This window comes from Companilactobacillus sp. HBUAS59699 (assembly GCF_036913575.1).
Taxonomy (GTDB): Bacteria; Bacillota; Bacilli; order Lactobacillales; family Lactobacillaceae; genus Companilactobacillus.
In genome coordinates this window covers 279,148-301,918 of the sequence record NZ_JAYKTV010000002.1, presented here as the reverse complement: position 1 = coordinate 301,918, position 22,771 = coordinate 279,148, and the positions used below count along the sequence as shown (strand labels likewise).

General features: G+C 38.2%; 22 protein-coding genes and 1 other annotated feature. Of the genes, 15 read left to right on the top strand and 7 right to left on the bottom strand.

The genetic code is table 11. From position 1 onward, the window contains the following. Positions 1 to 12 precede the first annotated feature (12 nt). Positions 13 to 981, top strand: coding sequence for an alpha/beta hydrolase (locus U8519_RS05130; protein ID WP_334329234.1), 969 nt, complete (start codon positions 13 to 15; stop codon positions 979 to 981). 687 nt (positions 982 to 1,668) lie between these two features. Here the strand turns inward: U8519_RS05130 and U8519_RS05125 are convergent. From U8519_RS05125 to U8519_RS05115, 3 genes are all read right to left on the bottom strand, one after another. After that, positions 1,669 to 2,886: an MFS transporter gene (locus U8519_RS05125; protein WP_334329233.1), complete on the bottom strand. Its 1,218-nt coding sequence runs from the start codon at positions 2,884 to 2,886 to the stop codon at positions 1,669 to 1,671. 148 nt (positions 2,887 to 3,034) lie between these two features. Then, the gene (locus tag U8519_RS05120) at positions 3,035 to 4,210 is read right to left on the bottom strand and encodes an MFS transporter (RefSeq protein ID WP_334329232.1); all 1,176 of its coding nucleotides are present in this window, start codon (positions 4,208 to 4,210) and stop codon (positions 3,035 to 3,037) included. 79 nt (positions 4,211 to 4,289) lie between these two features. After that, positions 4,290 to 4,763, bottom strand: coding sequence for a nucleoside 2-deoxyribosyltransferase (locus U8519_RS05115; RefSeq protein ID WP_334329231.1), 474 nt, complete (start codon positions 4,761 to 4,763; stop codon positions 4,290 to 4,292). A 423-nt stretch (positions 4,764 to 5,186) separates the two neighbouring features. On the opposite strand from U8519_RS05115, the gene U8519_RS05110 reads away from it, so the two are divergent. From U8519_RS05110 to U8519_RS05100, 3 genes are all read left to right on the top strand, one after another. Further along, entirely contained in the window at positions 5,187 to 5,339 is a 153-nt protein-coding gene (locus tag U8519_RS05110) for a hypothetical protein (protein ID WP_334329230.1), read from the top strand. Positions 5,340 to 5,597: 258 nt separating this feature from the next. After that, positions 5,598 to 7,430, top strand: coding sequence for an ATP-binding cassette domain-containing protein (locus tag U8519_RS05105; RefSeq protein WP_334329507.1), 1,833 nt, complete (start codon positions 5,598 to 5,600; stop codon positions 7,428 to 7,430). Positions 7,431 to 7,501: 71 nt separating this feature from the next. Next, positions 7,502 to 8,275: a PhzF family phenazine biosynthesis protein gene (locus U8519_RS05100; protein WP_334329229.1), complete on the top strand. Its 774-nt coding sequence runs from the start codon at positions 7,502 to 7,504 to the stop codon at positions 8,273 to 8,275. Between the two features lie 33 nt (positions 8,276 to 8,308). Here the strand turns inward: U8519_RS05100 and U8519_RS05095 are convergent, their stop codons facing one another. The 4 genes from U8519_RS05095 to U8519_RS05080 all read right to left on the bottom strand — a co-directional run bounded on the left by U8519_RS05095 (position 8,309) and on the right by U8519_RS05080 (position 12,223). Further along, the gene (locus U8519_RS05095; protein WP_334329228.1) at positions 8,309 to 9,796 is read right to left on the bottom strand and encodes an SLAP domain-containing protein; all 1,488 of its coding nucleotides are present in this window, start codon (positions 9,794 to 9,796) and stop codon (positions 8,309 to 8,311) included. A gap of 236 nt (positions 9,797 to 10,032) precedes the next feature. Next, positions 10,033 to 10,893 (bottom strand): amino acid ABC transporter substrate-binding protein, encoded by an 861-nt coding sequence (locus U8519_RS05090; RefSeq protein WP_334329227.1) that lies wholly within the window; start codon positions 10,891 to 10,893, stop codon positions 10,033 to 10,035. A gap of 19 nt (positions 10,894 to 10,912) precedes the next feature. Continuing rightward, on the bottom strand, positions 10,913 to 11,554 hold the full coding sequence (locus tag U8519_RS05085) for an amino acid ABC transporter ATP-binding protein (protein WP_334329226.1): 642 nt from the start codon (positions 11,552 to 11,554) through the stop codon (positions 10,913 to 10,915). 15 nt (positions 11,555 to 11,569) lie between these two features. Further along, positions 11,570 to 12,223, bottom strand: a complete 654-nt coding sequence (locus tag U8519_RS05080; protein WP_334329225.1) for an amino acid ABC transporter permease — start codon at positions 12,221 to 12,223, stop codon at positions 11,570 to 11,572. Between the two features lie 195 nt (positions 12,224 to 12,418). Further along, positions 12,419 to 12,644 (bottom strand) — a binding site (T-box leader). Between the two features lie 173 nt (positions 12,645 to 12,817). Between U8519_RS05080 and U8519_RS05075 the strand changes: the two genes are divergently transcribed. From U8519_RS05075 to U8519_RS05025, 11 genes are all read left to right on the top strand, one after another. Next, complete coding sequence (locus U8519_RS05075) at positions 12,818 to 13,135, top strand: PadR family transcriptional regulator (protein WP_334329224.1); 318 nt, start codon at positions 12,818 to 12,820, stop codon at positions 13,133 to 13,135. Further along, entirely contained in the window at positions 13,125 to 13,781 is a 657-nt protein-coding gene (locus U8519_RS05070) for a DUF1700 domain-containing protein (protein ID WP_334329223.1), read from the top strand. The genes U8519_RS05075 and U8519_RS05070 overlap by 11 nt, the downstream gene beginning before the upstream one ends. Further along, positions 13,781 to 14,704 carry a hypothetical protein gene (locus U8519_RS05065; RefSeq protein WP_334329222.1) on the top strand — a complete coding sequence of 308 codons (924 nt, stop codon included), beginning with the start codon at positions 13,781 to 13,783 and terminating at the stop codon, positions 14,702 to 14,704. The genes U8519_RS05070 and U8519_RS05065 overlap by 1 nt, the downstream gene beginning before the upstream one ends. 58 nt (positions 14,705 to 14,762) lie before the next feature. Next, positions 14,763 to 15,569: a DUF975 family protein gene (locus U8519_RS05060; protein ID WP_334329221.1), complete on the top strand. Its 807-nt coding sequence runs from the start codon at positions 14,763 to 14,765 to the stop codon at positions 15,567 to 15,569. Between the two features lie 252 nt (positions 15,570 to 15,821). Beyond that, on the top strand, positions 15,822 to 17,021 hold the full coding sequence (locus tag U8519_RS05055) for a Firmicu-CTERM sorting domain-containing protein (protein ID WP_334329220.1): 1,200 nt from the start codon (positions 15,822 to 15,824) through the stop codon (positions 17,019 to 17,021). A gap of 45 nt (positions 17,022 to 17,066) precedes the next feature. After that, entirely contained in the window at positions 17,067 to 17,666 is a 600-nt protein-coding gene (xrtG, locus tag U8519_RS05050) for an exosortase family protein XrtG (protein ID WP_334329219.1), read from the top strand. Beyond that, a complete protein-coding gene (locus U8519_RS05045; protein ID WP_334329218.1) occupies positions 17,666 to 19,021 on the top strand; it encodes a TIGR03111 family XrtG-associated glycosyltransferase in 1,356 nt (451 codons plus the stop codon). Before xrtG ends, U8519_RS05045 begins: the two co-directional genes overlap by 1 nt. A gap of 3 nt (positions 19,022 to 19,024) precedes the next feature. Continuing rightward, positions 19,025 to 19,459: a 6-carboxytetrahydropterin synthase gene (locus U8519_RS05040; protein WP_334329217.1), complete on the top strand. Its 435-nt coding sequence runs from the start codon at positions 19,025 to 19,027 to the stop codon at positions 19,457 to 19,459. After that, positions 19,452 to 21,050: a TIGR03766 family XrtG-associated glycosyltransferase gene (locus U8519_RS05035; RefSeq protein WP_334329216.1), complete on the top strand. Its 1,599-nt coding sequence runs from the start codon at positions 19,452 to 19,454 to the stop codon at positions 21,048 to 21,050. Before U8519_RS05040 ends, U8519_RS05035 begins: the two co-directional genes overlap by 8 nt. 126 nt (positions 21,051 to 21,176) lie before the next feature. Beyond that, positions 21,177 to 21,536, top strand: coding sequence for a carboxymuconolactone decarboxylase family protein (locus U8519_RS05030; protein ID WP_334329215.1), 360 nt, complete (start codon positions 21,177 to 21,179; stop codon positions 21,534 to 21,536). After that, entirely contained in the window at positions 21,536 to 22,420 is an 885-nt protein-coding gene (locus U8519_RS05025; protein WP_334329214.1) for an alpha/beta hydrolase, read from the top strand. Before U8519_RS05030 ends, U8519_RS05025 begins: the two co-directional genes overlap by 1 nt. Positions 22,421 to 22,771: the final 351 nt, after the last annotated feature.

Genomic DNA, 22,771 nt, shown 5'->3' with positions numbered 1-22,771 from the left:
CTGTACGGGGAGATGATCAATATCAAAAAAACGGGAAAGATTCTTGGAACTGCTGGTGCTGGATTCTTAGCACTGAAGGAATTTCAAGCAATCAAAGAAAAACGTAGTTTAAGAAGTTTGTTGATTGAAGAGTCATTAGACGCAGTGAATTTGTTTCCAACTATTCGTTCACAAGAAGAGATGGAACAATACATTGGTAAGTATTATAAGCCGTTTAAATTACCAGAAGAGGCTAAAGTACGATACAGGTTCAAGTATTTGAAGGGCTTCGATGATACTTTAGAGTATGTTCCTAAGGAACAGTCAAGTAAGGTTATCTTTTATGTGCATGGTGGCAGTTATTGGTTCCAACCAGTTAACTTCCAGTACGCAATGATGAACAAAGTTTCAAAAATGGCAGATGCCAGAGTGGTGATGCCAATTTATCCTAAAGCTCCGATTCATAATGCCCATGAGGCTACGGCAATGGTCTTATCTCGATATTTATATTTGATCAATGAAGAACTAGTTGATCCTAAGGACATTGTTATGTTAGGTGATTCAGCCGGTGGCGGGATGGTATTGTCACTATTGCAACTGATGCGCAATCGGAAATATCCGTTGCCAGAAAAAGCAATATTGATCTCACCTTGGTTGGATGTTTCTACTAGCAATCCAGAGATGGAGCAATTACAAGCAGTTGATCCAATGCTGCATATCAAGGATCTGCAATTTGAAGGTAAGGTTTATGCGGACGGGATGAGTGTTAAGGATCCACTGGTAAGTCCTATCTATGGTGATTTGACTAAGCTGCCACCGATTCATTTGTTTATTGGAACGCATGATATTTTTTATGCTGATGCTAAGAAGATAAACGAGATAGCATTCGAAGATAATGTTGATTTGACGATGTATACATATCCTAATATGGACCATGTTTTTCCAGCTTATCCGATTCCTGAAGCTAAGGAAGTTTTGAAGAAGATTGCTTCTTTGATTTAGGGGTTTGGGGGGCGTTCTATTGCCGTCTGCGGTAAAAAAAGAAAAATCCTGCTGTGGGACCGCCTGGAGCTAAGATCTCCAGGCTCGATTTCGAACTTCGCAAGGTTCGCGAATTTCGAAATACGTCCTGTGCTGTATGAACGAGAAGACCTCTCGTTCGACAGCACTTGCACAGCTGGATTTTTGCTTTTTTTACCTCCGACTCTGCTTTGAATTAATTTTTTTGTTGCACATTTGTGGTGTTCGTTCAACAATTGATCTTGCTTGTTTGCTTTGCAAACTTTGCAAATTTGTTAAAAGGCTGTATCTCAAAATTAGTTTGAGATACGGTCTTTTTTGATAAATTAAGACTAAACAAAAAAATCTCTTTGCATTTACCAAATGAAGTTACATTCGACAATCACAAAGAGAATATATTAAATACTATTTTAGTTTGCACATATGCTAATAATATTTAAGTAACTACTAACTATTAGATAAGTAAAACAATACTAGCTGGTGATGATCAATAATGGAATCCGCCGTAAAAGTGTACTTAGCGATTTATCGCTTAGTACACTGGACGACTCGGAAGACTACAGGCTTCCGAGCGAGGCTTAAGACGAAGACTTAAGCCGGTCCTTCGGCAGATGGAATTGTTGACCATCACCAGCGGCATTCGATCACTATCCCAATACCATCCAAGATCTAAGCTTTTTTATAATTAGCTTCTTTTAGATTGCTTACCGTCAACATTACTATCAAGCTGACAATGTATAGCGATGAAATAAACATCATAACTGTCATTACGTTGTAGTTATCCAAGATCCAACCGATGGCTAAACTTGAGAATCCACCGATACAGCGTCCAGTATTCATAATAACGTTGTTGGCCGTAGCACGAATCTCAGTTGGATACAATCTACTTACTACCGCACCATATCCGGCGAACATTCCGTTAGAGAAGTAGCCGACGATTGCTCCGACGATGATCAGTGAAATCATGTTAGTTGGTAAAGTCAATACGTAAACCCCGATAGCTGAACATACTAAGAAGATTCCAAAGGCCATGCGTGGTCCAAGTGTATCTAGGATCCAGCCGAAGGTTAACATTCCGGCACACATTCCGAGGATAGTAGCGATCATCCAAGTTGAACTAGCAACGGTTAGGTTTAATTGTTTTTGCATAATTGTTGGTAACCAGTTCATTAGTCCGAAGTATCCAGCAATTTGTACGATTGCCATGATCATTAAGGCAATTGTTTGGTGAGCAATTTTTGGTGTTGCGAATAATTCTTTGATACTGCCATGTTTTACTTTGGAGGATTTGATGAAGGTATCACTTTCTTTTAAGTGATGTCTGATGAAGAAGGTAATGATAACAGGCAAGATTCCGAATAAGAATAGTGCGTGCCAACCTAGAGTTGGAATGATGAAGGCGGCTAGTAGAGCGGCCATGATAGCACCGCCTTGTCCAGCCATGCCGACCCAACTTGATACACGTCCTAGTTTTTTCTTTGAGAAACTTTCGGCAAGAACCGTCATACCGATTCCGTACTCACCGCCACCACCGATTCCGGCGAAGAAGCGGCAGATGTAAACTGCAGTCAAGCTGTGGGCGAAGAACATTGCCCCAGTAGCGATAGCGAAGATGAAGATCGTGTAAGTAAATGTCTTGATACGGCCGACTCTGTCAGCTAAAATTCCAAAAAAAATACCACCTATTAACATACCGATATTAGTGATCGTGGAGATTAGTCCAGCTTGCGTTCCACTTAATCCGAATTTGGCAATGATTGAAGAGAGGGCGAATGATAAAAACATAACGTCCATATTCTCTAAACCGAATCCTGCTGCTGTGGAAGCAACCACTTTAGCTCGATAGCTATCTAGATGGTTTGAATTATTGTTTTCGACTATTTTCATAGTATATTTTCCTCCAAAATGAACGCTCTCTGTCGTTCCTTATTTTGCTTGACCGTATAATAGCACGTGAGAAAGATATAAACAAGTACATTATTTTTTTAAAAGCCTATCAAAATATTGATTTAATAGTATTTTGAGGCTTGAATATTTATTCTCTAATTAATTTTGATTTATTAATTATTATTCCTGTCAGTGTCAAAGCTGTTGCTAAAACCGCTAGAACGATCAGGATGATCGAACTCTGTTGTAAAAGTCCAAAGGCGACTGGTCCAAAAGCTGCGAGCAAGTATCCAGCTGACTGTGCCATACCTGATACTTCAGCTGTTTGATAGGGATTAGTTGTCTTGTTGGTGAAGAAGAAAATGGCTGTATTAAAGGCAATACCTTGAGCTATTCCGACAAAGATCGTCAAGATGACCAGATAAGCAGCCGAAGTCGTATTGACTAAGAATGCTAATGGTGCCACGACATAGCCTAGAAAGACGAATGTAGTGAGAGTTCCCATACCGATTTTTTTCGGAGCTAGCATTGGAACTATGAAGGACAATGGCAATCCGGCTAGCTGAAGAATCGTCAGCAAGTTACTAGAGAAGACAGTGGAAACACCATGTCCGCTGAGTACCTTTGGTAGCCAAGTTAAGATTGAATAATAAACGGTTGATTGAAGGCCGAAGTACAAGGTGATCAGCCATCCGATCGATTGTCCCCAGACGCTGCGATATTTAGGCACTTCCTTTTCTTTGGCGTCTTTATCTTTACGATTGCTGAGGATATTAGGGATCCAGAAGACTAGGGCAATAACGCCGACTAATGAGAGAATAGAAAGTGTAGAGTTGAGACTCATTTTGGTGATCAAAAAACCTGATAGAGCTGTACCAATTGCCGCAATCAGCAACATGGACATGGTATATAAAGCAGTACCCTTGGGAATGTCATTCGGCATGCGGTCCTTGATGACGGCTGGCAATAACACATTACCACTGTCGATACCGACACCTACGAGAGCAGTTCCTAGGAATAGTGCCCAGACGGCGGGAATGATTCGGAGATAACTTCCGAAGATCAGTAAAAGAAAGAATATGAAGATAGTTACTTCATTTCCACGATTCTTAGATACTTTGACGATTATCGGTGAAAAAATAGCAAAAGCAATCAGTGGAATTGAAGTTATTAAACCTGCCATGGAACCAGGAATATTAAGATTTTTTTCGATGCTATTTAATAATGGCGGCATGATCGTAATGGGAAGACGCAAGTTAGCGGCAATCAACATCATACTGAATAAAAAATAGTTCTTGGATATTTTGGGTGTTGAAGAATTCAAAATATGTTCCCCCTATAAAATAGTTACTATAACAGTGTAAAACAAAAAGAAGATTGAACCAAATCAATGGTTCGATCTTCTACAGAACTTCAACGTCTTCATAATGTGTCATAAGGGTATTGAAGTTATAATCTTTAATGAGTTTGATGTGATCTTCACCTTTGAAGAAAGCAGTGAAGCTACCGGCTAACATGAGGTTCAGCGGTTGGTCAGGTTCGAAGCGAATGCCGATAACGGGGATGTTATTTGCAAAGGCGTAGCCGCATTCCCAAACAGTTCCAGAGTCGGGTTCGAATTCACCCTTTTCATTCTTATAATCCAGCATGGCAATTACAAGGTCAGAAACATTGATGTTGTTGATATCATGTTTGAAGACAGCGGTCTGCCATTCGAATGTTCCCATTTTGGCGTCTTGATATTCATCATTTCCTGGTCGGAAAATATCACCAATAGTTGGATTGCTTTGAAGCAATTTTTCGATTTCATCCAGTCTGCTGATTTGTTCTTTACTAAAGAAAGGACCTGCTAAATATACACGATTTTTTTTATCCATTAAAATGTTGGTTTCTCCTTAATAATCTATATAATATATTATACGTTATAACGACTTGTTAATTCCATAATACCGTTATATAGATTATTATTTTCGGATGAAAATTATCTTCCAATTAAGTTCGAAAGATGATATAACAGTAGTAAGCACGGAGGACGATACCATGAAGAAACAAAAGAACTTACGTGATGATAAACGCAACGTAAGTTATCTTGCAATCGTGGGGATATTGATAGCATTTTTGCTATTGATCTTTTAGGTATATGACGTGCTATAGTTGGGTAAGATTAGGAAATTATTTTTTTAGTTCTGATTACAGGGAATGTGCGGAAACACATTCCTATTTATTTTGCATTTTTTATCAAATATTATGATATAATAAATTTCCTTTTTGGGAAAAATAAAATATATTGGGGGTTCCAAATGTCTAAAAAACAGTTCATCGAAATAGTTAATGACCGTGAGAACAATCTTAAGAACATTAGTTTGAAGATTCCTAAGAATAAGTTAACAGTCTTTACGGGTGTATCTGGATCTGGTAAATCGTCGATCGTTTTCGATACGATTGCTCAATAAGCTGGTCGTCAATTGAATAGTACTTATAACAGTTTCACAAGATTGTATCTTCCTAAGTACAAACGTCCTGATGCTGATGAGATTCACAATCTATCGACCGCAATTATTATCGATCAGAAGCCACTTGGTGGTAATGCTCGTTCTACGCTAGGTACCATTAGTGATATCAGTCCGCTATTTAGAATTTTGTTTTCCAGATTTGGAACACCTAAGTATGGCAATGCTAGTAATGCATTCTCGTTCAATGATCCAGAAGGTATGTGTCCACAATGTGAAGGGATCGGCCGTAGCTATGTCATCAAACTTGATGAAGCACTGGATTATGATAAGTCTTTGAATGACGGAGCAGTTTTATTACCAGGTTATAGTAGCAATTCCTTTTATTTACAGACCCTATTGAATTCTGGATTGTTTGATAATAATAAACCAGTTAAGGATTTCACTGATGACGAGATGGATAATTTACTCAATGGTGAAGCAGAGATCAAGGTTCAATACAAAGGTAACGAGTTGAAGACTAACTATGAGGGTATCGTTAAACGATTCTATCGGACGAACATCCAAGATAACAAGACCATGTCTGATGGTGCACGTAAGAAGATTGAAAAATTTGCGGAAATGTCTACTTGTACTATGTGTCATGGAACTAGATTCAATCAACAAGCTTTGGATTCTAAGATCAACGGATACAATATTTTTGATCTGACTGATATGCAATTAGATCAATTGGTCAATACACTAGACGAGTTCACGGATGAACGAATGGAATCAATCATTATCGACTTGAAAGCTAGAATTCAGGATCTGATCGATATTGGTTTGGACTATTTAAATTTGACACGTGAGACATCTACCTTATCTGGTGGTGAGAGCCAACGTGTTAAGACGGTTAAATACTTATCCAATAGTCTAACGGATCTTATTTATATTCTGGATGAACCTAGTACAGGATTGCACCCGAGGGATGTTCATCGCCTGAATAATTTATTACTGAAATTGCGTGATAATGGTAATACCGTTCTGGTCGTAGAGCACGATCCGGATGTTATCAAGATCGCTGATTACATAGTGGATGTTGGACCTCGTGCCGGTATTCATGGTGGCCAAATCAATTTTACTGGAACATATGCTGAATTGTTAGAATCAGATACTTTGACGGGTAAGTATTTGAATCATGATCTGCCGTTGAACCAGCAACCTAGAACTGCCAAGGATTTTGTCAGCAGTTCTAAATCATCACTTCATAATTTGAAAGATATTCAACTCAGCATTCCTAAAGGATTGTTCTCGGTCATTACCGGAGTAGCTGGATCAGGTAAGAGTACACTGGTAGAACAAGTCTTTGCACAAGAGAATCCTGATGCTGTCGTGATCGATCAAAGTCCGTTGCACGCTAATAGCCGTTCTAATTCAGCTACTTATACAGGGATCATGAATGAAATCAGAAAATTATTTGCTCAAGCAAACAACGTCGAGAGTGGTTTGTTCAGTTATAATTCCAAAGGTGCTTGTCCAGAGTGTAAAGGTAAAGGCGTGGTCGAATTAAATATGTCATTCATGGATAATTCGGAGATCGAGTGTCCAAAGTGTCATGGCGGTAGATTCGATCCAGCAGTTTTACAATACAAGTTTAAAGATAAGAACATAGTCGAAGTAATGGATATGACGATTGAAGAAGCATTCTCATTCTTTGATGATAAGAAGATCAGTTCTAAGTTAAAGAACATTCATAATGTCGGATTAGATTATTTATCGATGGGGCAGGCGCTGAATACCTTGTCAGGTGGCGAAAGTCAACGTTTGAAGATTGCTAAAGAGTTGAATAAAAAAGGTAATATTTTTATCTTAGACGAACCAACGACCGGCTTGCATATTTCAGATACAGAGAATTTGATTCGAATTATTAATGATATGGTCAATAAGGGTAATACCGTGGTAGTCATTGAGCATAATGTCGATGTCATGCGCAGTGCTGACTGGATCATTGATATTGGTCCAGACGGAGGATCTCGTGGTGGTGAGATCATGTATGAAGGTCCAGTTGCTGGAATTACTGAGATTAAGAAATCTGTTACAGGTAAATATATTTGATAACGAAAGGACAACGATGAGTTGTTCTTTTTTGCTATACTGGTAAACATATCAATAATAGGAAGTAAAAAATGAAAAGTTACATAGTAGATGCATTCACAGATGAGATTTTCAAAGGCAATCCGGCAGCAGTAGTGGTCATGGATCATTGGCCAACAGATGAAGTATTACAAAAGATAGCAATTGAAAATGGCGTGGCAGAAACTGCCTTTACGGTTAAAGAAGGTAATTCATACAAATTAAGATGGTTCACTCATAAATGTGAAATTGAACTCTGTGGCCACGCAACTTTAGCGACGGCATTTATCTTGATGAACTATTATGAAGCAAACGTTGATCTTCTAACGTTTCAAACCTTAGGTGGAAAATTAATTGTACGGAAAACTTCAGATGGTTATGAGATGGAGTTTCCTTCATTTGAATTCAAACCAGTTGAAGTCACGCGAGCGATGGAAGAGAGCATTGGCGCAAAGATTCAGGAAGCTTACTTAGGTAGAGACTTACTATGTGTTGTCGACAGTCCAGAAATCATTGCTAATCTGAAGCCAGATTTTGATAAAATTGTGGCATTGGACGGTGTGCTACTCAATGTAACTACTAAAGGTGAACAGTATGACTGTGTCTCAAGAACATTCACACCCAAGCACGGTGTTTTAGAAGATCAGGTCTGTGGCAGTGGTCATTGTCACATCATTCCTTATTGGGCTAAGAAATTAGGCAAGAAAAATATCACAGCTTTTCAAGCTTCGCAGAGAACCGGAATCTTATACGGTCGCTACGAAGGTGAGAAGACATTCTTAGCTGGCAAAGCAGTGTTGTACTCGAAGTCAGAAATCAATATCTAAAAAAATAATCGCAACCAAACGGCTGCGATTATTTTAGTATTCTGTAACATCATTGGCACTAACGAATTCATTAGTAGCAACGCGATAGTACTTGGTGTTGTTGATGTACATATAGCGATCACTGTACCAATCACTATTCTTTTGTAAAGCACGGTTAGTTACTTTTTTGCCACTCGATTTTAATAACAATGCGATATGGTCGCTGTTAACGTGGACATTATTTTTACGATTGTAGTAAATGTAAATATCGCTAGCTTTTATCCATTGATTAGTAGCAACACGATAATACTTGATACCGTTGATCGTCATTTGTTCATCTGCGTACCAGTTAGTTCCTGGTGCTAGCTTGCGATCTGCAATAGGTGAACCATAGTCATCGTAGATTTTAACAGCTGCTGCATCTTTGTAAGTTCCTAAGTGTAATTCGATACCTTCAATATTACGAGTTATACCAGAACTACCACTACTCGATCCGGAATTATTATGGTTAGTCTCTTTTTTTGGTTCATAGACCAGATGAATTGTTATAGTTTTACTTGAGTTACCACTACCTGAAATATAACTTTCATCATCGTTATTATACACTTGGTGATTGTATGTTCCTGTCAGTGCAAAACTTTTAGCTAGTAAATTGATAACTGCATTAGCATCTGTAATGGATACAGAATCTGTATCTGAATAATAATTTTTTAGAAGTTCTGCATCATTATTTAGAATGTCACTAGTAACAGTTGTAGTTTGATCATCATCTTGATAAGAAATATCTTTTAAAGACATATTGGAAGGAATGTTACCAGATAGATTATCTTTAACGATAGCATCAATATTATTCACTGTATTTCCTTGGTAAACATTATTATCGGTTTCTTCTGTACAGGAACCACCCGGATCTAATTCTAAGGTTATGGGATCCTTCAACTGTTTGCCTTCAGTATCAGTCTGATCTATTTGTATTTTAATTGGATCATAATAGTAAACTTTGAAGTATACTGAAGATCCTGGGTTTATATGATTAAGATTTTTGAGAGTATTTAATTCATCAGTTATAAAACTTATTGAATTTGTTTCATTAGTATCAGTACGTGATCCCGCAAGCTCTACGCCAAGCATAAGTGCTGTTGGAAAATATGTTTCACCGTCATAACTATAAGTTGTATAGATTGATTGAGGCATTGGTATCAACATACCATCAGTACTGGGACGAATAAGCTTATATTGATAATCTGCCAGTTCCGTTTTTAAATTAGCATCGATCGTATTGGACGTGATATTGTCATACGGTATTTGTATATCCTTTATGGCTGGAAGTTCTGTGTCACCCTCGTATTGAGTGATGTGAACGGTAACGTCACTATCAGCCGTTGAACCAGGTTGGGTGTCAGCCTTAACTGCAGTTTGAGAAAATCCGATAAAGATTAATAAAGCTGTTAAAAATAAAATTGATTTAATCAATCTATTTTTAGTACTAGATTTATTTTTGAAGAAAAAATTCTTACGATTCTTTATTTGTTCAAATCTCATAAAATCACCCCTTATTTGCCTCAAGTCTACCACGAAAAATATTAAAAAAATGATATATTTTCATTTAAAAGAGCATAAAAAATAATGTTGACTGATTGCCAATTTTGAAGCAACTTTTATAAATATAAATCAAATAAAAACAGCCTACCATGACAATACGTGATAGGCTGTTAACACTTAATAGTAATACAACTCTAGTTGGCCATCCTCAGCGGACATCCAAACCTTCAAATAAGCTATTTCTTTTCAGGCTTGATCAATGAATTATCATTAGTACCGAACCATTTCTGATTGATCTTTTGTAATTCACCATCGTTAGCCAATTGTTGTAAGGATGAATCAATCTTCTTCTTCAAAGTCTTATCACCTTTACGCATACCAACGGCGAAATCTTCACCATCGAATCCACCAACAGTAGTTTGATATGAATCTGGATCTTTTTCGTGTTGAATGTAATAACCAGAGTAGACACTATCAATCAACATTCCTTGAATTCGACCGGCATTCAGATCCATGAAGGCATTGTTGAAGGAATCGTACATGACTGGTGTCTTATCCTTGATGTAATTTTTCAACATTGCGGGATGTTCGTCCAACAGACTGGCACCGGAAGAACTAGTTTGAACTCCTAGAGTTTTGCCTTTCATGCCAGCGAAACTATTGATTCCTTCACTCTTCTTAGTTACTAAGACTTGTCTGTTAGCCATGTAAGGACGCGAGAAGGCAATTTGTTTGAGTCGCTCAGGTGTGATCGTATAACCATTCCAAATCAGATCAATGGTACGGTTACGTAATTCAGTTTCCTTCATATTCCAATCGATCGGTTGGAAGTCGGCCTCTATGCCGTATCGCTTGAAAACAGCTTTGGCTAGATCGATATCGTAACCGACTAGTTTACCGTTCTTTTCTCGGAATCCCATTGGTACGAAAGTATCGTCAAGTCCGATAATGACACGTTTACGTTTTTTGATAGCTGCCCAAGTGTCAGCGGTATTAGCTTCTTGAGCAACGGACTTCTTATCCCCACAACCGCTCAAACTAAGTACCATAATGAAACAGGCTAAGAGGGTAACGATTTTGATGATTTTTTTATTCATAATATTAATCCCCCTCTGTTTAATTATTTGCGATTGGTTTAACTTCTAGTAATTGATCAGCAATTTTTTTAGCGAATGCTGGATCGTGGGTAATGACGATTTGAGTGATACCAGTTTGTTTCAAGTTAAGAATAACTTCTGCCACAGCATCACGAAGACTAGGGTCAAGGGCTGAGGTTGGTTCATCGTAACAGAGAATCTTTGGTTGCATTGCCAAAGCGCGGGCGATAGCAACACGTTGTTTTTGACCACCTGATAATTCAAATGGATATTGTTTAGCTAGATCAGTCAATTCAAGTTGTTTGAGAATCTTTTCAGCATTTTGAATGGCTGTTTTTTTGTCTTGTTTGAGAACCATCATTGGAGCTAACGTGATGTTTTCAAGGACTGATAGATGAGGGAAGAGATTGAAGTCTTGGAAGACAACGCCGACAACACGTTCTTTGGCAGAATCGTCAGCTGGATCAAATGGTTGATCATTTAATAGGAAAGAACCCGAATCAACTGTTTCAAGACCAGCGATACAACGTAGCAAAGTTGTCTTACCAGCACCGGAAGGTCCAACGATACTTAGAATTGAATTGTCTTGAACCTCAAGATTGAGGTCATTTAGAATAGTTTTTCCATCGAAACTTTTAGTAATATTTTTGAGTTTAAGCATAATTTTTTCCCTCCATTAATCTCTATAATAACTGAAACGTTTTTCGAGTAGTCTGAGAACCCATGTACATATCAATGTTAATAGTAGGTAGATAACACCAACTAGGACTAGTGGTACTAATGTGACATCACGTGAACTGGCGATATTTCCGGCCCGAAGCAGGTCGCCTAATCCGATTACGTATACTAATGATGAATCTTTAACTAAGTTGATAACTTCGTTACCAATTGAAGGTAAAACGATTTTGACAACTTGTGGTACGACGATTTTTCTGATGGTTTGGAAGTAACTTAATCCCAATACCTTGGCACCTTCGAACTGTCCATCACTGATAGCACCAAAGCCACCACGGAAGATCTCAGCGAAGTAAGCTGTGTAGTTCAGAATAAAGGCAAATAGCGCTGCATCGTATCTTTCGAAAACGATATGTGCGAAAGGCATGTTTGGTAAACCGTAGAAGACGAAGATCAATTGCAAAAGAAGTGGAGTTCCACGCATTACCCAAATGTAAAATGAGATCAACCAACTCAGTGGTTTGAATTTAGAGTTTCTACCTAGAGAAACTAAGATTCCTAATGGAAGTGAACAGATCAACGTCCAAAAGAAAACTTTCAATGTCATAACGGTACCGCTCAATAGCGATGGTAAGATTTCAAAAATGTAGTTCATAATTATTTCCTCCCCTATACTCCAATACTTGTTTGAAACATGTTTGTTCTTGCACCTACAAAAAAATCCCCTTAGCAAAAAATTGCTAAGAGGACGACTTGTCGTGGTTCCACCTCTGATTCGTTAGTATCTTGCGACACTAACCTCAGGAAGTTATGTAATAGTGGTACAAAAAAGCCCTCTTAGTCAAAAGACTAAGAGGGCGACTTGTCGCGGTACCACCTCTGATTTCTAATACCTCACGATATTAGACTCAAAAAGTTATTACATAACTTCAGTGGTAACGGAACTACCGAAATAACTTACTTTGATTTCAGTTATTCAACTTACAGATGTGTTTCATTCACAAAGTGGATTGACTTGCACCACCGTCAACTCTCTGAACCAACTTAGCGAATTACTCTTCTGTCGTCGTTTTTTGTATGTGTTTGAATGTTGAGACCATAATATAGCCAAAATTATCGATTGTCAAGAATTAATTTGTGAAAATCTGATTGACATGGATTATAGAATGCGTTATATTATGTGTGCAATGATATTATACGTTGTATAGTATTGATGGCTCGTATAGTATTAAGAAATGAGGAAGATAATATGGCAATTCAAGTGTCAACTGAGATTCTTGAAGGATCTGTCCTATCATTATTAACTCGAGAGGATTACTACGGTTACGCAATCACTAGAGAAGTTCAGAAGGTATTTCCAATTTCTGAATCGACCATGTACCCGATCCTGAGACGGTTAAAGAAGGAAGGCTGGTTAGAAACATATGATCAGGCTTACGAAGGTAGGAACAGACGTTACTACAAAATCACAGCACAAGGAACCAATGAATTAGTACGGATACGTGAAAATTGGCGGGAATTGAAACAGGCGACAGATGCTATATTGGAGGGAAAAGATGGAAACTAAAGCTGTTGAATCATACATCGATGAGTTTGAAGTTTATTTAGGCCAACTAGATGACGATGAACGAAAAGATGTTCTAGAATTTTATCGAGAATTTATTATCGATGCTAATCTTGATACATCAGATAAGATCATCAATGAACTAGGGACACCGAAGCATTTGGCTCGAAAGGTGCTAACAGACTATTCGATCAAGATGTCTGAAGAAGACTATCAGAATATTGATAATGGTAATATTCCAACTGAACAAAAGGCCAAGAAGAATGTCCGTATGATCTGGTTGATCATTCTGGGATTATTCGCCACACCAGTAGCGATACCCGTAGCACTCGCATTGGTATTACTTTTGGTATCGGTTGTGGGAATCGGAATTATTTGTATTTTGTTGTTTGCCTTTTTAGTAGCACTATCAGTTCTCCTAGGAATCGGCGCTATCTTTATGGGAATAGCTGTTATTGCACAGTCCGTTGCCACCACTCTGTTCTATGTCGGAGTAGGTCTATTGATTTTAGGTGTCGACTTCTTCTTGATCCCAATCACGATAGCTATTTTCAAATGGCTGTTCCAACTAGTAGTTATCTTCTTCCGCTGGGTCGGCAAAAAACTCTTGTATGGAAGAAAAACACCAAGTAGAGGAGGTCAAAAATAATGCGTAAATATTTCGTAACGGGATTATATTTAATTATCATTGGCGGCCTGCTTCTAGGTGGTGGTTTGGTGATGAATGCCGAGAAGACGATCGTCTGGAATCATGGATTCCATATTTCTAAACAGATAGATAGAACCGAAGATGTCAAGAAGTTTGATAGGATCAAAGTCGATAGTGATGCCAATTCAGTAAATATTGAACGTGGCGATCGCTATAAGGTTCACATCGTTGGTGATAAGTTACGCAGCAGTGACTTCTATGTTTCTGATGGCACACTTCATATCACCGGCAATAAGCAACATAGTTACAGTGATATTGTTTCAGGCTACAAGAATCCCAATATTACCATCACTATTCCTCACGGAGTGACTCTGAAAGAGTTGAATCTAAACATGAATCAACTGAGCATGGATGTTAATGGCATCAAGGTCGGTAATTTGGTAATTGCCAATGGATCGAATGGAATGCTTAACTTTATTGATTCTGATATTAAAAATGCTAAGAATATTGAATTAGATGCGAGTGATATAGAGTTTGAACAGACAGATGTTGAGAACTTTGAATTGAAGAGTGCCACGAATTCTGATATTCAATTGGTCGAAAGCAACTTTAAGAACTCCAGTATTAAAACTACAAATATCAACTTCAATGCCTACAAAGGAATTCTGGAAAATTTAACTTTTGCAACAAGAAATGGTCACGCTGAAGTTAATGAGTCAACTTTGAGAGGTCACAATTCATTTGAGATGAAGAATGGTAGTTTTTCAGCTAGATCTACTAATGTCGATGGCTTAGATCTAACGACTGTAAATGGCAATGTAAGTTACTATGACGAGGGTCAAGGCAAGAGTTATCAACACAACGCTGACGAGGAGAACTTGCTCAAAGTCAATACCATAAATGGCTCGATCGAAATTAAGTAGTCTGGAATAGAAACTCACAATCGATATGTTATAATATTCGATACTGTGAGGGATTTTAATGAATAATAATAATCGTGTTAATTCTTTAGAAATCAGAAGAATAGCACACAAAGAATTTTTCAAAGATATCAAAGGTAATATTGCCTTAAATATTTTTCCAATCTTGATGCGTTTGGTAGCAATGTACTTCGGGACACAGATCTATAATTCATGGTTGGCACAGCTTGGTGTCAGCATGAGTAATCCCGAAGAAGCTAGTAAGCGACTGACTGAGATCACACAGCAGATGGCGACTGATCCCAGTACCGCAACTAAATACGCTCTAAGTCTTACGCCAGGAAGTAATGTGGTAGTGTATGCATTCTTATTCTTCTTTGTTTTGATCTGTGCCGGCGTTGGTTACACGATGGTCGACAAAATGCGTAATCCTGATTACGAGATCAATGCTTTTAAAGATAGTTTGCAAGTCTTTAGTAATCGATATTTCTTCCCCGTGTTGTTCATTACGGCGTTGTTAGGTATTTTCGTTGAAGCGGGATTATCATTTTATTTGATTCCAGGAATTTGGTTCTTCCTAATGTTCAGTCAGAGCTTCTATGTCTTCAAGGATGACGTGGATAAGACTGGTAAGTGGTCGTTGAGAATGGCATTTGCCAGCTTTAGCAGAAGTGCCCGTGTGATCCGTGGGCACAAGACAATGTTGTTATTCATCTGTATTGAATTCTTCCTATGGGAAATAGTTAATTTGATGACACATGAAATATTGTCGATCTGGTTACATCCATATGAACAATTGACTCTGGCAGCATTTTACACGAAAATTTCAGAGCTAGATAAGGCGCAGAGTAATAAAGCAGCGGCTTAAATTAGTAATTAAAGTAAACACATCGAAAGATGTGTTTTTTTATTTTTTTAAAATAACTATTGACTATCTCATGACAACTAATTAGAGTAGAAGGACTACGATATAAAATATATTAAATACAAAAATTATATTCTTTATACGAAATATAATTTGCGTTAAAATGATACTGAGTATAAATAAATATTTTTATAAGTATTGAATGACTTAAGATAACATGATAACTGAGGTCTCTGAGGGGAGGAATTTAATACTATGAAATTACGTAAAATGTTAGTAATTGGATTAGTGGCACTGGGTCTAGCAGGTTCGACAGCATTCATGAATCCTGCAGCAGTAAATGCGGATTCGACTAGTTCAGTAGCGATTGACGGTAAGTTTTCGGATTGGGATAATGCCAATTTAACTGAGGGTTATAACGGTTATACAGCAATCACTAGTGATGGTCAGTATGTCAATGTCTATGTCAAGATGAAGTATGCTGCAGTACCGGGACATGGTGATTATATCTTTACGATCAACGGTAAGGATTACCATGTTTGGTCTGGTGACATGCCAAATAGTGCCAGTGATGGCGATAAGCAAATTACAATGACCGGTGGTTCTGATTACGATGGAACACAATATGGAACCGTTGGTAATGGTTATGCTTCAACTGACAGTGACGGTCACAGTATCGCTGAATTCCAGATTGATTTGAGTAAATTCAACTTACCTGATTCCGACTTAGGCAAGCAGATCTCGATGAGAAACCCTAACATTGGTAATGATTCCGCAACTACTACAGTTAACTCGATCGGTGGTAGCGGAACTACTGCTACTGGAGCAATTGCTGATAAGGGTGATACGTCCGCAAAAGATGACACAACGACGGATGCCAATGCTGATAATTCTAATGATAATTTGAACATCAATATTGACGGTAAGTATCAAGATTGGAAGAATATGACTTTAACTGAAGGTTATAACGGTTATACAGCTATGGTCAGTGACGGTAACTATGTCTATGTTTACGTCAAGATGAAGTACGGTAACTTCCCAGGTTATGGTGATTACAACTTTGATATTGGCGGCAAGAAGATCTATGTTTGGTCAGACAATATTCCAAGTAATTTGAGCTCAGGTGAGACAAAGTCTGTAAGCTTTACGGCTGGTGATTACAGTGAAGGTCACCAATACGGTACTGTCGGTAACGGCTATGTTACTAATGATGGTCAACACAGCGTTGGTGAATTCAAGGTCGATCTAACTAAGCTCAAGCTATCTAATATGGCTGGACAAACTATTACAATGTACAACCCTAATATTGGTAATGAAAAAGTCACAACTGCCGGTGGTTCCACAGGCCCAATTTTGATTTCAGGCGTTGGAGCTTTAGTTGCTATTTTTGGCTACATCAAACTTAAGAAAGCCGGATACTTGAAGCATGAAGATCCACGTATCTCTGGTAAATAATTTGATGACGACATTCAAAAAAATAAATAATAGGACTGATATTAAATGAATATATATATCCTACTAGGTATTGTAGTATGGCTGTATATGTTATCAGTACTAAAGCGAGCCCAGCTTTCTGCTTTCTTCTTCATCGTTGGTAGTGCTGGACTTTTCTTTATTCTCACAGCTATTAGTAAACCTTATTGGGTCTGGTTTTTTACGCATGCGGTGATTCATGGTGTTGATCTCTTCAGCCGGATCACTGATTGGAGCACGGTCATGTTGAAGACGGGGTTAGTTTACATTGCTAATGGATCGAATCCAGTCGTTATGTCGATTGATTATGAATGCTCAGGAATCATTGAGACTTGCGCATTCATCTCATTAGTCGTGTTCTTTCCCATGTACAAACGCAAAGAAAAAGTATTCTATGGATTATTTGGATTGATCTTCATTTATTTAAGTAATGTTTTACGATTGATCGTAGTTATTTCAATTGTCCATTTTGGTGGTGGACAGGCATTCTTCTTAGCGCACTCAGTCATTGGGCGTTTAGTCTTTTATATACTGGTCATTGCACTTTATTACAATGTTTTCACGTACTCTCAATTGGCACGTGGAATTTATCGAGAGTTCATAGATTGGAGGGGTCATAAGGAGTGATGTACTGGATCAATTTGGCGCTGACCCGAATGGGTTTTTGGATCACATGGGCGCTTATTCCGATTGTAGTAGAAATAATCCCTGCAATCATTTCGACAATTAAGTTGATGCACATGCATCTGCATCAAAAAAAATTAATACCTCCAGGGAAATGGCCATACGTCTCAATCATCGTACCAGTTTATAACTCTGAAGATACATTATTTGATTGTATTCGTTCGATCAATAATCAGACTTATCCCAAAGATGCAATGCAAATAGTACTTGCTAACAATCAAAGTACAGATGATAGTTTTGGCGCATATGCTAAGGCTCAGAATACTTTTCCAGAGTTGATCTTACGGTATGTTAATACCGACAATGGGAAGGCTAAAGCCTTGAATACCGCCATTTATGAAAGTATCGGTACTTATATTATCAATATCGATAGTGATGGTGTGCTTGAACCGCATGCAATAGAGAATATGGTCTTGCGTTTTGAAAATGACTTGAGTATTGCCGCTATGACTGGTGCTATTTTGCCGAGAGAAGATTTGGTAAAAAATGTCAAAGGTTTCTGGCATCGAGTCTTAGCCAAGAACGAATATTATGAGTATGCACAAGCTTTCTTATCTGGACGAACGATCGAATCTTCAAAAGATCAGCTATTTACAATGTCAGGTGCTTTTTCCGCCTTTCGTCGAGAAGTGTTGATGGAAACATTCCTCTACGATATCGATACGATCGGCGAAGATACTGATATGACCTTTCAGATCAGAACGCGATTAGGTAAAAAAGTAGTTATTTGTGCTGATGCAATTTTTTATGTTGAACCGATATCAGGGTTCTCAGAACTCTATACTCAACGACAGCGTTGGCAGCGTGGTGAGATGGAAGTTACGGAGAATTATATGAATCAGACAGCTGGTTTGAATCGTTTCTTCAAGAACTTTTTAGTACGTCGTATGATTATCGATCATACTTTTAGTTTTCCTAGAATGATCTGGTTCTTTGCCAGTTTTGTTTTGATAGCATTCGGATATTCTCCGATAATAATGGTTTTGTCGTATCTATTGATATATGCGCTTTACGTCTTTGTCGCGATAATCAACTACTTGAGTGTGGGAGTTTTGTTGCGCAAATACCCTGAAGAACGAAGTTATTATTTGAAGCTTTGGTGGGTGACTTTGACACTGCCAATTTATATGTTTATCTGTTCTTGGATTCGCTTGATTGGTATTATTAATGGGATGACGACCAAGGCTTCTTGGAAGTTGCGTGGTATTAATACTGAGATGAATCAATTAAAGAACGTTGTCCAAGATGATGTAAAAACCGTTAAAGAACAACGCCGTAAGGACAAGGAAGGAAAATAATTCATGATAAAGCAACGATCATATAAGATCAAGTCGTATGTCAATGCTAGTCATGCGGTTCGTTGGAAGTCAGGTACAGGTAAGAAACACAACCATACTTGGGAGATAACTTGTGAGTTGCATGCGTTTGAAGGAATGGTTTCTTTTTTTGATATTGAAAAATCTTTACACAGGGCGATCGATGCGTTGTCTGGTAAGTATCTAAATGACTTGCCAGAATTCAAAGTTGTTAATCCGACGGTTGAAAATGTTACTGAATATCTCTTCAACGAGATCGATGCTATTTTGCGTGCTAATGGTGCTATGTTGATGCGGATCGAAGTCAGTGATTCGCCAACCAGAGCGTACTGTATCGATGTAACTGAACGACAATTGCCGACTGAAGCAGAAGTTAAGCAAGAACAAAAGAAAAAAAATCAGGAAAAATCAGATGCGTAGATTTTATAATTTTAGTCACACAGTTATTAATATTTTTTGGGGAGTCTTGTTTTGTTTGACTCTCTTTTTTGCGTTAATATCACCTAATATTATTATTGGCGATAATGATACCTTTGGAACCAGCACGACAATGGTGACGACTAGTTTAGTAATTGGCATCATCGCAATTGCCGTCATGAATTACGCTTATCCAAGAATTCACGCATTACTGTATAAGATATTCATTACGCATCAGATATTAACGGCAAGTATAATCTTAGGCATTGTGGTGATACTACAAATAGTTTTCGTTTATTATGTTCATCCGGAAGCAGGTTTTGATGCTGGAGCGTTGCACTATGCGGCCATCAGTGCGCAAAATGCCAAAGAGCCCAATATGACAGCCTATTACAGTTTGTATCCTAATAACTTGCTGACGACGTTAGTCATGCATTGGCTGACAGTGATCAGTGGACAAACATCCTGGCAGTTCTTCGACTATGCGACCTTATTTCTAGTCGATTTATCAGCGGCCTTTAACTTAGCCAGTGTGGCGATTGTAAAGAAACGTGCTTTAGGAACTGCTCTTTACATTCATAGTGCTTGGTTAGCAGTCTTTCCAAGTATTATTATGCCTTATACCGATGCTTGGGTTTTGCCATTTGTTTCGTTATACATACTGTGCTATTTCATCATGAAGAAAGTAGCCGGCTCGAATACGATGATTTCACAAATTGTCTTGGTATTAGCCGCAATCGGGTTTGGTGTCAGCGTAGTCTTGACATATTTTGTTAAACCATCAGCCATCGTCCCAGTTATCGCAATCGTGATAATTGAATTGCTATCGTGGTTAGTTCAGAAGAAACACTTTACGATGCGCCAAGTTATTTTGTCATTAGCGATGTTGATCTTGATCGGCGGCAGTGCTGGTTTAACGTATGAAGTAGCTAATAATCAAACTAGAAATCAAACTTACATGAAGATTGACAAGTCATTAGCCATTCCACCGATCCACTTCATGGCGATGGGCGTTTATGGTGAAGGTGGATACAATACCAAACAAGCTATTCAAATGTCAGTTTTAAGGACCAAAAAAGAAAAAACTGACTATTCGATCAAAATGTTAACGAAGCGTCTGAAACAATTAGGACCATTTGGTTATGCCAAGTTTTTGATTATGAAGCAACGCAATAATACTGCTGATGGAACCTTTGGCTGGTTGAAGGAAGGACATTTCTTCCGTGAGAATCAAAAGCCTAACAATAAGGGGATCAGTAATAAGATTAAGAATTATGTCTTCCTGTATGGGCGACACATTGCTGACTTCAGATTTGCGGCACAATTATGGTGGATCAGTTTGTTAGTTATCATCGCGTTAGGGTTCGGTCCTAGAACAGATACGATTCAGTTGTTGAAACTATCGTTAGTCGGCGGGTTCATGTTTCTACTGCTATTTGAAGGTGGACGGAGCCGTTACTTGATCCAATATTTGCCATGCATATTGTTATTGAGTACATTGTCATTTGAACGAATGATTGCTAATATTAAGCGACTGTTTGGATGGTATGAATTCAAAGTTGATGAAGCTGAAAAAGCAGATAATGATAAATAAAATTATTAAAGGGTGTCCAATTTGTGGAAATTGGACACCCTTTTTTGGATGAGAATTCTAAATGCGCTCGCTTAATTTTTTGGTAAGCGGTATCATAAATTCGTATAAAAAACTGGAGGTAAGATAATGTCACTATATAGCGAGAAGTTAGATTCAATTCACAAGAATTACGGATTATTAACAGAATTGTCAGGTGAACCAGGCAAGGACTTTTTGAGCTTGCACGTTTCAGCACTAAAAGATGGAGCCTTATCACACAAGAATAAGGAATTAATGTGCTTGTGTGTCGCAATTTCAGTTCGTTGTGAAGGTTGTATTCTAGATCATCTGAACAATGCTATTGAGGCTGGAGCTACCAAAGAAGAGATTACCGAAACAGTTAATACGGCATTAGTTATGAGCGGTGGGCCAGCTTATGTATATGGCGGAACAGCTCTAGAAGCAATGAATGAATTGTTTGATAAGAAAAAGGCAGATGATAAATAATGTCTGATGATGTTTTAGCTGAAATCAAGAAGATCAGTGCAGAGTGGAAGCACAATGATGACATTCGTGATTCCGGACTGCCGACTGATCCTTCGGATGTAATTCGGTATGATAATTTAAGTTATGGACCTTTTGGGAATGAAAATCTATTAGATATTTATGTTCCTAAGTCTGCTCAAGGTAAGGTTCCGGTCATAATCAGTTGTCACGGTGGTGGATTCTTCTACGGAACTAAAGAAACCTATCAAGCTTATGGATTGTATTGGGCACAACAAGGATTTGCCTTTGTTAACTTCAATTATCGTTTAGCACCAAAGACAGTCTTTCCAGGTGCATTAGTTGATACTGATGCAGCTATTCAATGGGTCGCTGAACACGGTGCAGACTATAATCTAGATTTAGATAAGGTCATATTGATCGGCGATAGTGCTGGTGGAACCTTGGCATTCCAATATATCACAGCTTATACACAAGAGGATTACCGCAAGCTATTTGGATTTAAGAAACCTAAATTGAATATTGTTGGTGTCTTAATGAATTGTGGAGCTTACTTCTTGGATCACAATGGCAAGATGAGTGGTGGTATGACGGCTTACTTCACTGATAAAGTACAACGTGAAATGCAACCGGAGTTATCTCCGGAAAACTATGTGGATAATTCTGTACCGCCATTAGCAATTGTTACTGCAAACCGGGATTTCTTGCATGATCAAGGTGTCAGAATGGATCAATTCTTGATCGATCACGGTATTGAACACGAATTTCATATTTATGGGGATGATGAAAATATTCGGACTCATAATTTTGAATTGAATGTTCGTGATAAAGTGGCTATGGAGTGTAACGCTGACGAGAAGAAATTTTTTGAAAGGGTTACTGGGTAGTTAGGGTAGGTAGTGGTGCCGCTTTCGGTCAGCAGTAATTCCATCTGTAGCGGGACCAGCTCGAGCCAAAAAGCGGTCTCGACCTTCGCTTTATTGCTTTGCACAAACCGCAAATCAATAAAGTCGTCCAGTGCTGTAAATGCGGAAAATCACCGCATTAACACCACTTTCGCTACTGATTCCATTACTGCTGACCGGAAGCTAATTTATTATTTTGTTTTAAATTAGATAATAAGATTACTACTTAGTAATAGAGGTTATTCTGGTACTATCACAAATCTAGCTGAGGATGGACAACAATGTAATCCGCCGTGATAGTGTTCTTAGCGATTTATCGCTTAGAACACTGGA

Bases quoted from the DNA above. Each gene is read 5' to 3' on its own strand.
- U8519_RS05090 (WP_334329227.1), bottom strand. From the start codon at position 10,893: ATGAATAAAAAAATCATCAAAATCGTTACCCTCTTAGCCTGTTTCATT.
- U8519_RS05040 (WP_334329217.1), top strand. From the start codon at position 19,025: ATGATAAAGCAACGATCATATAAGATCAAGTCGTATGTCAATGCTAGT.
- U8519_RS05105 (WP_334329507.1), top strand. From the start codon at position 5,598: ATGTGTCCACAATGTGAAGGGATCGGCCGTAGCTATGTCATCAAACTT.
- U8519_RS05095 (WP_334329228.1), bottom strand. From the start codon at position 9,796: ATGAGATTTGAACAAATAAAGAATCGTAAGAATTTTTTCTTCAAAAAT.
- U8519_RS05055 (WP_334329220.1), top strand. From the start codon at position 15,822: ATGAAATTACGTAAAATGTTAGTAATTGGATTAGTGGCACTGGGTCTA.
- U8519_RS05060 (WP_334329221.1), top strand. From the start codon at position 14,763: ATGAATAATAATAATCGTGTTAATTCTTTAGAAATCAGAAGAATAGCA.
- U8519_RS05030 (WP_334329215.1), top strand. From the start codon at position 21,177: ATGTCACTATATAGCGAGAAGTTAGATTCAATTCACAAGAATTACGGA.
- U8519_RS05075 (WP_334329224.1), top strand. From the start codon at position 12,818: ATGGCAATTCAAGTGTCAACTGAGATTCTTGAAGGATCTGTCCTATCA.
- U8519_RS05065 (WP_334329222.1), top strand. From the start codon at position 13,781: ATGCGTAAATATTTCGTAACGGGATTATATTTAATTATCATTGGCGGC.
- U8519_RS05080 (WP_334329225.1), bottom strand. From the start codon at position 12,223: ATGAACTACATTTTTGAAATCTTACCATCGCTATTGAGCGGTACCGTT.
- U8519_RS05100 (WP_334329229.1), top strand. From the start codon at position 7,502: ATGAAAAGTTACATAGTAGATGCATTCACAGATGAGATTTTCAAAGGC.
- U8519_RS05110 (WP_334329230.1), top strand. From the start codon at position 5,187: ATGTCTAAAAAACAGTTCATCGAAATAGTTAATGACCGTGAGAACAAT.
- U8519_RS05035 (WP_334329216.1), top strand. From the start codon at position 19,452: ATGCGTAGATTTTATAATTTTAGTCACACAGTTATTAATATTTTTTGG.
- U8519_RS05070 (WP_334329223.1), top strand. From the start codon at position 13,125: ATGGAAACTAAAGCTGTTGAATCATACATCGATGAGTTTGAAGTTTAT.
- U8519_RS05085 (WP_334329226.1), bottom strand. From the start codon at position 11,554: ATGCTTAAACTCAAAAATATTACTAAAAGTTTCGATGGAAAAACTATT.
- U8519_RS05025 (WP_334329214.1), top strand. From the start codon at position 21,536: ATGTCTGATGATGTTTTAGCTGAAATCAAGAAGATCAGTGCAGAGTGG.
- xrtG (WP_334329219.1), top strand. From the start codon at position 17,067: ATGAATATATATATCCTACTAGGTATTGTAGTATGGCTGTATATGTTA.
- U8519_RS05125 (WP_334329233.1), bottom strand. From the start codon at position 2,886: ATGAAAATAGTCGAAAACAATAATTCAAACCATCTAGATAGCTATCGA.
- U8519_RS05115 (WP_334329231.1), bottom strand. From the start codon at position 4,763: ATGGATAAAAAAAATCGTGTATATTTAGCAGGTCCTTTCTTTAGTAAA.
- U8519_RS05130 (WP_334329234.1), top strand. From the start codon at position 13: ATGATCAATATCAAAAAAACGGGAAAGATTCTTGGAACTGCTGGTGCT.
- U8519_RS05045 (WP_334329218.1), top strand. From the start codon at position 17,666: ATGTACTGGATCAATTTGGCGCTGACCCGAATGGGTTTTTGGATCACA.